Annotated in this window: 9 protein-coding genes and 1 riboswitch; of the genes, 1 reads left to right on the top strand and 8 read right to left on the bottom strand. The window is 67.7% G+C overall.

All coding sequences use genetic code 11. From position 1 onward, the window contains the following. Window positions 1-5: 5 nt before the first annotated feature. The 6 genes from cobW to ACQY8B_RS07725 form a co-directional block, all read right to left on the bottom strand. The gene (gene cobW / locus ACQY8B_RS07750) at window positions 6-1,073 is read right to left on the bottom strand and encodes a cobalamin biosynthesis protein CobW (protein ID WP_422086168.1); all 1,068 of its coding nucleotides are present in this window, start codon (window positions 1,071-1,073) and stop codon (window positions 6-8) included. A 147-nt stretch (window positions 1,074-1,220) separates the two neighbouring features. Continuing rightward, complete coding sequence (locus ACQY8B_RS07745; protein WP_422086167.1) at window positions 1,221-1,898, bottom strand: energy-coupling factor ABC transporter permease; 678 nt, start codon at window positions 1,896-1,898, stop codon at window positions 1,221-1,223. A gap of 46 nt (window positions 1,899-1,944) precedes the next feature. Further along, window positions 1,945-3,012 carry a hypothetical protein gene (locus ACQY8B_RS07740; RefSeq protein ID WP_422086166.1) on the bottom strand — a complete coding sequence of 356 codons (1,068 nt, stop codon included), beginning with the start codon at window positions 3,010-3,012 and terminating at the stop codon, window positions 1,945-1,947. Between the two features lie 30 nt (window positions 3,013-3,042). Next, window positions 3,043-3,480, bottom strand: coding sequence for a hypothetical protein (locus tag ACQY8B_RS07735; protein WP_422086165.1), 438 nt, complete (start codon window positions 3,478-3,480; stop codon window positions 3,043-3,045). 11 nt (window positions 3,481-3,491) lie between these two features. After that, on the bottom strand, window positions 3,492-5,672 hold the full coding sequence (locus ACQY8B_RS07730) for a TonB-dependent receptor (protein WP_422086164.1): 2,181 nt from the start codon (window positions 5,670-5,672) through the stop codon (window positions 3,492-3,494). Between the two features lie 133 nt (window positions 5,673-5,805). Further along, window positions 5,806-6,076, bottom strand: a riboswitch (cobalamin riboswitch). 38 nt (window positions 6,077-6,114) lie between these two features. Then, complete coding sequence (locus tag ACQY8B_RS07725) at window positions 6,115-6,342, bottom strand: hypothetical protein (protein ID WP_422086163.1); 228 nt, start codon at window positions 6,340-6,342, stop codon at window positions 6,115-6,117. Window positions 6,343-6,470: 128 nt separating this feature from the next. Between ACQY8B_RS07725 and ACQY8B_RS07720 the strand changes: the two genes are divergently transcribed. Continuing rightward, window positions 6,471-6,875, top strand: coding sequence for a hypothetical protein (locus ACQY8B_RS07720; RefSeq protein WP_422086162.1), 405 nt, complete (start codon window positions 6,471-6,473; stop codon window positions 6,873-6,875). A gap of 5 nt (window positions 6,876-6,880) precedes the next feature. Here ACQY8B_RS07720 and ybaL read toward each other — a convergent pair whose 3' ends face one another. Beyond that, a complete protein-coding gene (gene ybaL / locus ACQY8B_RS07715) occupies window positions 6,881-8,587 on the bottom strand; it encodes a YbaL family putative K(+) efflux transporter (protein WP_422086161.1) in 1,707 nt (568 codons plus the stop codon). 111 nt (window positions 8,588-8,698) lie between these two features. Next, a complete protein-coding gene (locus ACQY8B_RS07710) occupies window positions 8,699-10,042 on the bottom strand; it encodes a dicarboxylate/amino acid:cation symporter (protein ID WP_422086160.1) in 1,344 nt (447 codons plus the stop codon). Window positions 10,043-10,069 lie beyond the last annotated feature (27 nt).

Below are 10,069 nucleotides of genomic sequence, written 5' to 3'. Positions count from 1 at the left end.
GGCCGTCAGGCGGCGACCGCGGCCACTTCTTCCAGCGCCTTGCGCAGCACCGCTTCGTCCAGGTCTTCGCCGATGAACACCAGCCGCGTGCGCTGCGCCTCGCCGTCGCGCCAGCGGCGGTCGAAGTGGTGGTCGAAGCGCCGGCCCACGCCCTGCACCAGCAGGCGCATCGGCTTGCCCGGAATGGCGACGAAGCCCTTCACGCGGTAGATGGTGTGCTGCTCGACCAGCTTGCCGAGCACGGCCAGCAGGCTGTCGCGGTCCACGGGCGGCAGCTCGATCACCAGCGAGTCGAACTCGTCGTGGTCATGGTCTTCCTCGTGGTCGTGGTGGCTTTCGCGCAGGTGGATGGTGGCCTCGGCGGCGCGACCCTGGCCCAGCAGCAGCGCGAGCGGCAGCCTGCCTTCGGTGGCGGCGACGATCTTCACTTCGGGCGGCAGTTCTTCGCGCACCAGGGCCTCCACCTTCGCACGCGCGGCGTCGTCCATCAGGTCGGTCTTGTTGAGCACCACCAGGTCGGCGGCCGAGAGCTGGTCTTCGAACAGCTCGTGCAGCGGCGATTCGTGGTCGAGGTTGGGGTCGGCGCGGCGCGCTTCGTCCACGGCCTCGGGGTTCTCCGCGAACTGGCCCGACGCGGCGGCCGGGCCGTCCACCACTGTGACCACCGAGTCGACGGTGAAGATGTTGGCGATGTCCGGCCACTGGAAGGCCTGCACCAGCGGCTTGGGCAGTGCCAGGCCCGAGGTCTCGATGAGCACCGCGTCGAGGTCGCCGCGCCGCTCGGCCAGCTGCAGCATCACGGGCAGGAACTCTTCCTGCACGGTGCAGCACACGCAGCCGTTGGCCAACTCATAGAGCGCGCCTTCGCGCTCGTTGCCTTCGTCGTCGCAGCCGATGCCGCAGCCGCGAAGAATCTCGCCGTCGATGCCGAGCTCGCCGAACTCGTTGACGATCACCGCGATGCGGCGGCCTTCGGCATTGCCGAGAATGTGGCGCAGCAGCGTGGTCTTGCCGCTGCCGAGGAAGCCAGTGACGATGGTGACGGGAATCTTGGCGTTGCTTGCTTGGGTCATGAAAGTGTTCTTTCGGGCGCCGGTGGCGGCCGGATGGATGAACGAGCACCGGGCGCCAGCAAAGGCGAGCCGGTAGTCATCACAAGAGAATCGGCGCCAGGCCCACTAAACGAGCCTGGCGCCCAGGAAGAGAGAGTGCTTGGCGAATCAGACGCCGCCGTACAGGCGACGCTCGACGAAGACCGAGCCCTGCAGGCGGCGCCAGCCCTTGGCGGCGGCCAGCACGCCCAGGTCGACCAGCGGCTCGACCAGCACCACCGTCATGTAGGCAGCGCCGAAGCTGGCGATCTGGCCGAGGTTCTCGAGCCCGGTACCGCGGCCGTACAGCGCCCAGAAGCCGACCCAGACCACGATGCCGCCCTGGTAGGCCACCGACAGCTTGAAAGCCTGCTGGTAGCTCAGGTCCACATAAGCCACGTTCTTCGGGATGATGCGGCGCGCCAGCGCGGCGGTAGCGAACAGCGGCACCAGCAGCGTGGTGACGTTCATGCCGTACTGCGCAATGTCCTGCGGCTCGAAGAACAGGCCCTGGATGAGGAGCCCGCCAGCCAGCCCGATGGCCGCCGGCGCCAGCCCGAACACCAGCAGCAGCGTGGTGCCGAGGATCAGGTGCACCTCGGACACGCCCACCGGGTGATGCGGCAACACCTCGAAGAAGCAGAACACCAGCGCCACGGCAATGGCGCAGCGCAGCACCAGGGCGGCAAGGCCGTCCTTCACCGCGGTTTCGATGGCCACCTTGCCTGTGTAGGCGAGTGCGGCAGCGGCCGTTGCATAGCTGAGAAAAATCTTGGTTCCGTCGACGAGACCTGGTTCGATGTGCATCGAGCACCTCCTGAAATGCACCGCAGTGCGAAAGTTGATTGTTGGTTCATGGACCTGCCTGCGCAAGCCCCTTCGAGGCCGCCGCCCGCCGTGGCTTGCGCCGCAGCCGGCGCCAGCCGATCACCACGCCGCTGGCCGAGGCTACCGCACCGATGATCGAAAGCAGCCACATCACGAAGTCCCAGGCCGGGCGGTACTGGATGAGCCAGGGAAAGTCGAGGCTGTGGGCCGCGTTGAAGAGCCAGCGGCGCAGGCGCGAGTTGCTGTCGTTGCTGCCCGCCACCTGCCCGCTGGCCGGGTCGATGTAGATCCGGCTGCGCGCGGCGTCGTCGAACTGCAGGCGCCACACGGGCACGATGCGTTCGCGGTGGTGGCCGTACCAGTGAAAGTCTTCGCGCGTCTGGAGCACCGCCTCGGTGACACGGGCGCCGGGCCGCAGGGCCGATGCGGCCCGCACGATGTCGTCCCTTGTGATGGAAGCAGGCGCGCCGGTGGCGGCATCGACCACCCGCACGCGCGCCCGCGCATCGCGCAGCTGCAGCAGCGGCCGGCCGTCGAACCACAGCAGCACGGCCTCGCGCGGCGCGGCGGCGCCCTCGCCGTCCGGCAATGACGCCGGCGGCCAGGGGAACGGCGACGCCCCGGCACCGCTGTAGCGGGCCATTGCGGCCGCGTCGCCCGGCCCGCGCTGGAACCAGCCGTGGGGGTTCATCGAGAGCCAGCCGCTGCTGATCCAGGTCAGCACGAAGAAGCCGCCGATCAGCCCCGCGACGTGGTGCCAGGCCATCCACCCCGTGTAGGGCGTGACGGCGCCATTGCGAAAGCGCCTGCGCAGCCGCACGCGCAGGATGCCGATGACGATGCCCGTCACCGCCGAGACGATGCACGCCGCCGACAGCCACACGACCACTTCGTGCCACAGGGGCGGGTCGGCGCGCAGCGGCGTGAAGTAGATCCAGTGCGGCACCGAGCCCAGCCAGTTCCAGAAGCGCTCGGAACGGTTGGTGTCGCGCACCACCTCGCCGTTGCGCGAAGACACATACAGCTCGGTGCCGGCCGCGTCGCCCAGTTCGATGCGGTGCAGCGGACGCAGCGGGTTCAGGCCCTGCGGCACGGTCCACTGGTCGCGCTCCAGCGTCTCGGCTCAGCGCGCGCCGGCCCGGCCCGAGAACGCGCGCCCAATGGCTTCGGCCTGCACGGCATCGACCGGGCCCGGCACATGGCCGTCGCGTGCCGAGACCGTGTGCCGGCCGCCGCGCGCATCGACGATGCGCCACACGGGCTGCGAGTCGGTGCCGCCCTGCATTTCCAGCACCATGCGCCTTGGCGGCTGTGCGCGTGCGGCGGGCGGCAACGCGTCGAGCGCGGCCGTGGGCGACACCGTTGCCTGCGCAAGGCGCAGCGGCCCCAGCCCGGCCAGCCGCTCGGCGTCCGTGAGGTTGGGATACCCCACGTACATCATCACCACGCCCGAGACGAACCACATGACGAACAGCAGGCAGCCGCCGATGCCCAGCCACCGGTGGGTCCAGTAGAGGCAGTGGCGGATGCGCGGCCAGGTGCGGCGCCATGCGGAAGTCATGCGTGGGTCGCTCAGAAATCGACCAGCGCCGAGAGTTCGAACGAACGCGGGCGGCCCAGCAGCCACTGGTTGCCACCGTTGGAGAACGACACCGCATAGCGCCGGTCGGCCAGGTTGTAGGCGCGCAGCGCCAGCTTCAGCGAACGGTTCGCTTGCCAGCTCACCGAGGCGTCGGCCACGGTGTACGAGCCGATCTTGCGCGAATTGGCGGCATCGACCTGGCGCGGGCCGACGTAGCGCACGCCGAATGCGGCCTCCCACTGCGGCAGGAAGCGCCAGTTGAGCCACAGGTTGGCCGCCTGCTCGGGCACGCCGTTGGGCGTGTTGCCCGCGCGCGAAATCAGCTTGCCGCCGACCACTTCGTTGAAGTCGTCGTAGCGCGCGCGCAGCCTGGCGATGTTGGCCTCGAGGTTCAGCGTGGGCGTGAGCGCCATGTCCAGCGTGGCCTCGATGCCCTCGGAAGACTGCCGGCCGATCTGCTGCGTCTTGCTCGGGTCGCTCGCGTCGCGCGACAGCAGCTTGTTCTTCTCTATGCGGTAGGCGGCCACGGTCCAGGCGCCGCGGTTGTCGGCGAACTGGCGCTTGTAGCCGACCTCGACCTGCTTGCCGGTGCTGAGCTCGAACGGCACTTGCGTGGCCGAGGTGCTGATGAGCGAGGTCAGCGGATCGGCCGCGCGCGCCACCTGCGCGTAGAACGACTGCGACGCATCGGGCGCATACACCACGCCAAAGCGGCCGGTGGCGTACTCGAAGGTCTTGCCCAGGTTGTTGGCCGCGTTCTGCAGGTCGGCGCGCGCGATCTTCGCGTGGTCCCAGCGCAGGCTGCCCACCACCGACCATTGCTCGTTGAAGGCCAGCTTGTCTTCGGTGAAGAAGGCGTAGGTGTCGGTCTTGGTCCGGTAGCGAGGCGTGTAGGCCACGGGCGAAACGTAGTAGCCCGGGTTGAAGACGAAGGGGTCCACCACCGATCGCCCGCCGTAGGGCGAATCGTTGGTGTGCTGGAAGTCGATGCGGTTCACGTCGAAGCCCATCAGCACCTGGTTGGCCAGGCCGAACAGGCCGTGCCTGAAGGTGGCGTCGGTGCGGTTGCCGATCTGCTCCTGGTCGTGGCCGATTTCCAGGTAGTCGCCGCGCGTCACGCGGCGCGTGGTGGCGCTGTAGGTGTAGGTCTCGCTGTTGCGCCAGTGGCGCTTGCTCTCCAGCCGGTAGAGCTGGTTGCGCACGGTGACCGAATCGTTCGGCGTCCACTGGGCCTCGAGGCGGGTCCACTTGTCGCGGTACTTGATCTCGGAGTCGTCGAGGTTGTAGTTCTGGCGCAGCGTCTGGCTGCTCAGGCGGCCGTCGATCAGCGGCACGCCGTAGTAGCGCTGCGGCGACTGCCGGCCCTCGTCGTGCGAGAGCGTGAACTGCAGTTGCGAAGACACGTCGAGCCGCACGGCCGCGCCCACGGCCAGGCTTTCGGCCTGGCCGCGCTGCATGAAGCCGTCGGTCTGGCGGTGGCTGATGTCGAAGCGGTAGGAGAGCCTGTCATCGATCGCGCCGCCGCTGCCAAAGGCCACCTGGCGGGTGGCGTCGGAGCCGACGGTGACCAGCGCCTGGTTCTGGATCGGCCCGCGCGTGGGCTTCCTGGGCACCACGTTGATCGCGCCGCCGATGGCGCCTTCGCCGTACATCACCGAGGCCGCGCCGCGCAGTATCTCGATGCGGTCGACCGACCAGGTGTCGAACGGAAAGGTGACGGTGCCCGCGCCCGCATACAGCCGCGTGCCGTCGAACAGCTGCATCACCGAGCCGTGGCCCAGGAAGCCGCGCGCCGCCATCGCGGTGCCGCCGTTGCCGGGGCCGGGCGAACCGGTGATGCCGGTGGCGCGGGTGGCGGCATCGATCACCGAGACGTCGCCGCGTGCGCGGATGGTGTCGCCGCTAAGCACCTCGATGCTGGCCGGCGTTTCAAGCGGCGTCAGGCCCAGGCGGCTGCCGGTCTGCGTCGTCTCGTCGATGGCGAGCCGCGTGTGGCGGTCGGCCTCGACCTGCACCGGCGCCAGGCTCTGGTTGCCGGCGGCCTGTGCGAGGGCCACGGAAGGCCCGAATGCCAGGCCCAGTGCCAGCCCCAGGGCCACCGGGATACCCGAAAGTCGCGCACGTTGCGGCGCGCCCCTGCCATCGCGCGCTGGCGATGCCTGTCGGCTCATGTGACCTCTCCTCCGGCCCGCGTCCCCGCAGGCTCCTCTGTCCGAAAAAGAACGAAGCGGGAGAAGCGAAGGGGCGATGACGGTCCAAGCGCGAGCGCGAAGGCGGCAGGCCCGGACACGCACTCCCGCAGCGTCCGAAGGCGGTTCCAAGGCCGGTATCCGGGCTTGCGGAGCGCTTCGATGCGCGATGTGCGCATCGAAGCAGAAACCCTCGCCTTCCCACGCCGAAGCGCAGTGGCCGCCGGCCTCTTCAAGGAGGCGCTGGCTTGAGAATTTCCGATCCGCTGACCGTTGCGGGGGCAGCGCAGGAATGACCGTGTCGGCAATGACCCGGCGCACCTGCTTCCCGTTTAACCCCGGCGCCATGGAATGGCGGGCGGGGCACCTTCGAACCGTGTCTATTGGTTTGATTCGTGAGAATTAACAAACCAAAACCGCGAAATTATAAGGAGCCGGTATTACCGTCCGGCCCGAACAGGCGCCGCATCACCGCCACGCCGGCCACGAGCGCATTCGAATAGCTGGCGTAGGGCTCGAGCGCCGCTTCCAGCGGCTCGTAGAAGTGGGAGGCGTCACCGGGCTCCCCGGCCACTGCTTCCATCAACACCCAGTAGAACTCACCCTTTTCCAGTTCATGGACGGTGAGCGCGATGTTTCTCGGTGTGGGCATGAAATGGATTGGGCAGTGCTTATTGGTGAATGGGTGGAGGCCAAGGCCGGTTGACAGCTTCCGGGCTTCTCCTACAGGGGGTCTTCCCCATGCAGCCTATGTTTGTTGATGCACAAGCAGGAGACAGCATGAAGAACTTCACTCTCGAACCCGGCATGCGATCGAGCATCGGCGGAGCCTTCTATCCGACCGGCTACTCGATGGTCATGTTTCCAGACGCGGAAGATGCCCGCCGCATAGGCCGCAGCCTGATCGAGCAAGGCACCAGCGGCGACGAGGTCTACCTGCTTCCCGCGAAAACCGTGCTCGCCGAGATCACGCCCACCGTGGAGACGGCGGACGACCCCCTGCCTTCCGCCGGCACCGAGGGCGCCACTGTGCGCGCGTACACCAAGCTCGCGCGCGAGGGCCACACGGCGCTGCTGGTGAAAACAAAGGACAGTGACGCGGCCGAACAGCTCATGGTGCTGGTGCGCACCGTGCCCTACTCCATCGCGCAGCGTTACCGCACGCTGGTGATCGAAGATCTCTGAGTTCGTCAGGCCGGGGCCGCCATCGACACGGCCCGCTGCACCACGTCGCGCGCCATGGCCTGGGCGAGTTCCTGTTCGCCCAGGAAGACCGTCACGGCTGCCTCGCGCGTGAGCAGCGCGGCTTCCTGCTCGTTGTGGCTTCGGATCACGGTCTGGATGGTCGGGTTGAGCGTGCGCGCCGTCTCGATCATCTGGCGCACGTTCATCGCGTCGGGCGTGGCCACCACCAGCACACGGGCGCGGGCCACGTGCGCCTGGATCAGCACGGCCGGGTCGGCCGCATCGCCCCACACGGCCGGCGTGCCGGCTTCGCGCAGTTTCTCGACCAGCTCGCGGTTCTGCTCGGCGACCACGTAGGGGATGTCGTTGGCGTCGAGTTCGGCCGCGATGCGGCGACCGACGCGGCCGTAGCCCACCAGCACCACCTGGCGCGAAAGGTACCTGGCCTCGGTGGTCATGGGCAGTTCGGCCAGCGGGTCGTCGCGCGACTCGAGCCCGCGCGCGAAAGACGAATGCGCATGCAGCCATTTCTGCATGGGCGCGATCAGGCTGAACCACAGCGGATTGGTGGCGATGGAAATTAGCGCCCCCGCCAGCACCAGGCTCTGCCCCTCCACCGGCAGCAAGCCGAGCGACACCCCCAGCCCCGCCAGGATGAACGAGAACTCCCCGATCTGCGCCAGGCTCGCGCTCACAGTGAGCGCCGTGCCCAGCGGGTAGCGGAACACCAGCACCAGCGCGCAGGCCGCCAGCGACTTGCCCAACACGATCACCAGCACCACCGCCAGCACCTGCAGCGGCCGCTCGATCAGCACCGAGGGATCGAACAGCATGCCGACCGACACGAAGAACAGCACCGCGAAGGCGTCGCGCAGCGGCAGCGACTCTTCCGCGGCGCGATGCGCGAACTGCGACTCGCGCATGACCATGCCCGCGAAGAAAGCGCCCAGCGCGAACGACACGCCGAACAGCGCCGCCGAAGCGAAGGCGATGCTCACGGCGGCCGCCACCACGCACAGCGTGAAGAGCTCGCGCGAACCGGTGCGCGTGACCTGCCAGAGGATCCACGGGAACACGCGCCGCCCCACCACCAGCATCAGCGCCACGAAGCCGCCGACCTGCAGCAGCGTGAGGCCCAGGGTCTGCCACAGCGGATCGGCCGGCCCTTCTTGCGCCGCGTGGCCGCCCAGCGTGCCGGCCAGCGGCGGCATCAGCACAAGCACCAGAACCATTGCCAGGTCTTCGACCACCAGCCAGCCGATGGCGATGCGCCCGGTGAACGAATCGAGAATGCCCAGGCTTTCGAGCGCACGCAGCAGCACCACAGTGCTGGCCACCGACAGCGCCAGGCCGAACACCAGCGCAGCGCCGGGGCTCCAGCCCCACCACATGGCCAGCCCGCCGCCGAGCAGCGTGGCCACCGCGATCTGCGCGAGCGCGCCGGGCAGCGCGATCTTGCGCACCGCCAGCAGGTCGTCCAGGGAGAAATGAAGGCCGACACCGAACATCAGCAGCATCACGCCGATTTCGGCGAGCTGGGCCGCAATGCCCGCATCCGCGACGAAGCCCGGTGTGAACGGGCCGATGATCACGCCGGCCAGCAGGTAGCCGACCAGCGCCGGCAGCCTGAGCTTGGCCGCCAGGAAACCGAAAACAAGCGCAAGCCCCAGGCCGGCGGCAATGGTGTTGATGAGGGAGACGCTATGGGGCATCGCCCCATTTTGCAGGAACGATGTTCAACCTTTTAGGCTGGCAGGATTCTTCGCGCAACACCGCGGAACACCGCGGAACCGGCCTTGCCGGGCCGCCGGTGCGGCCCCCGGCTATCCGGCCATCTTGCCGCTGCGTGCCGCGTCCAGCGCCTCGGGCTCCTGCGCCTCGACCCAGGTCTCGTTGTTGAGACCTGCTTGCAGCCGGTTCTCGTCCAGTTCGTTGGTCCACTTGGCGACCACGATGGTGGCCACGCCGTTGCCGATCAGGTTGGTCAGCGCGCGGGCTTCCGACATGAAGCGGTCGATGCCCAGGATGAGCGCGAGCCCCGCCACCGGCACGTGGCCCACGGCCGACAGCGTGGCCGCCAGCACGATGAAGCCGCTGCCCGTGACGCCGGCGGCGCCCTTCGAGGTGAGCAGCAGCACCGCCAGCAGCGTTATCTCCTGCACCAGCGTCATCGGCGTGTTGGTGGCCTGCGCGATGAACACCGCCGCCATCGTCAGGTAGATCGAAGTGCCGTCCAGGTTGAACGAGTAGCCCGTGGGAATGACCAGGCCCACGCAGGTCTTGTTGGCGCCCAGGTTCTCCATCTTCTCCATCATGCGCGGCAGCACCGATTCGCTGGAGGACGTGCCCAGCACGATCAGCAGCTCTTCCTTGATGTACTTGATGAACTTCCAGATGCTGAACCCGTGGAAGCGCGCAATGAGCCCCAGCACCACGAAGATGAACAGCAGGCAGGTCAGGTAGAACGTGCCCATCAGCTTGCCCAGCGAGAACAGGCTGCCCAGGCCGTACTTGCCGATGGTGAAGGCCATCGCGCCGAAGGCGCCGATGGGCGCCAGCTTCATGATGTAGTTGACGATGCCGAAGAGCACGTGCGAGCCCTTCTCGATCACGTCGAACACCAGCGTGCCGCGCCCGCCGAAGCGGTGCAGCGCGAAGCCGAACAGCACGGCAATCAGCAGCACTTGCAGGATCTCGCCCTTGGCGAAGGCATCGACCAGCGTGTTGGGGATGATGTTCAGGATGAAGTCGACGGTGCCGGTCATCTTGCCGGGGCCGGTGTACGAGGCGATCGACTTGGTGTCGAGCGTGGCCGGATCGACGTTCATGCCCGCGCCGGGCTGCAGCACGTTGACCAGCACCAGGCCGACCAGCAGCGCGATGCTGGAGACGACCTCGAAGTACAGCAGCGCAAGGCCGCCGGTCTTGCCGACCTTCTTCATGTCTTCCATGCCGGCGATGCCCACCACCACCGTGCAGAAGATGATCGGCGCGATGATCATCTTGATGAGCTTGATGAAGCCGTCGCCCAGCGGCTTCATCGCTTCCCCGACCGAGGGGTAGAAATGGCCGAGCAGCACGCCGATGATCACCGCGGTGATCACCTGCACGTAGAGGGAGCGGTACAGAGGGAGCTTCTTGGCGGATTTACTTGTTGTGTTTTCCATGGATGCCTCCGGAAGATTCGGAACTGT

The sequence above is a fragment of the Variovorax sp. genome (assembly GCF_965279555.1).
Taxonomy (GTDB): Bacteria; Pseudomonadota; Gammaproteobacteria; order Burkholderiales; family Burkholderiaceae_C; genus Variovorax.
This window is presented reverse-complemented; position numbering and strand designations above follow the sequence as displayed.

What these genes read in the sequence shown, in the direction of transcription:
- cobW (WP_422086168.1), bottom strand. Translation starts at nt 1,073, where the DNA reads ATGACCCAAGCAAGCAACGCCAAGATTCCCGTCACCATCGTCACTGGC.
- ACQY8B_RS07745 (WP_422086167.1), bottom strand. Translation starts at nt 1,898, where the DNA reads ATGCACATCGAACCAGGTCTCGTCGACGGAACCAAGATTTTTCTCAGC.
- ACQY8B_RS07735 (WP_422086165.1), bottom strand. Translation starts at nt 3,480, where the DNA reads ATGACTTCCGCATGGCGCCGCACCTGGCCGCGCATCCGCCACTGCCTC.
- ACQY8B_RS07730 (WP_422086164.1), bottom strand. Translation starts at nt 5,672, where the DNA reads ATGAGCCGACAGGCATCGCCAGCGCGCGATGGCAGGGGCGCGCCGCAA.
- ACQY8B_RS07725 (WP_422086163.1), bottom strand. Translation starts at nt 6,342, where the DNA reads ATGCCCACACCGAGAAACATCGCGCTCACCGTCCATGAACTGGAAAAG.
- ACQY8B_RS07720 (WP_422086162.1), top strand. Translation starts at nt 6,471, where the DNA reads ATGAAGAACTTCACTCTCGAACCCGGCATGCGATCGAGCATCGGCGGA.
- ybaL (WP_422086161.1), bottom strand. Translation starts at nt 8,587, where the DNA reads ATGCCCCATAGCGTCTCCCTCATCAACACCATTGCCGCCGGCCTGGGG.
- ACQY8B_RS07710 (WP_422086160.1), bottom strand. Translation starts at nt 10,042, where the DNA reads ATGGAAAACACAACAAGTAAATCCGCCAAGAAGCTCCCTCTGTACCGC.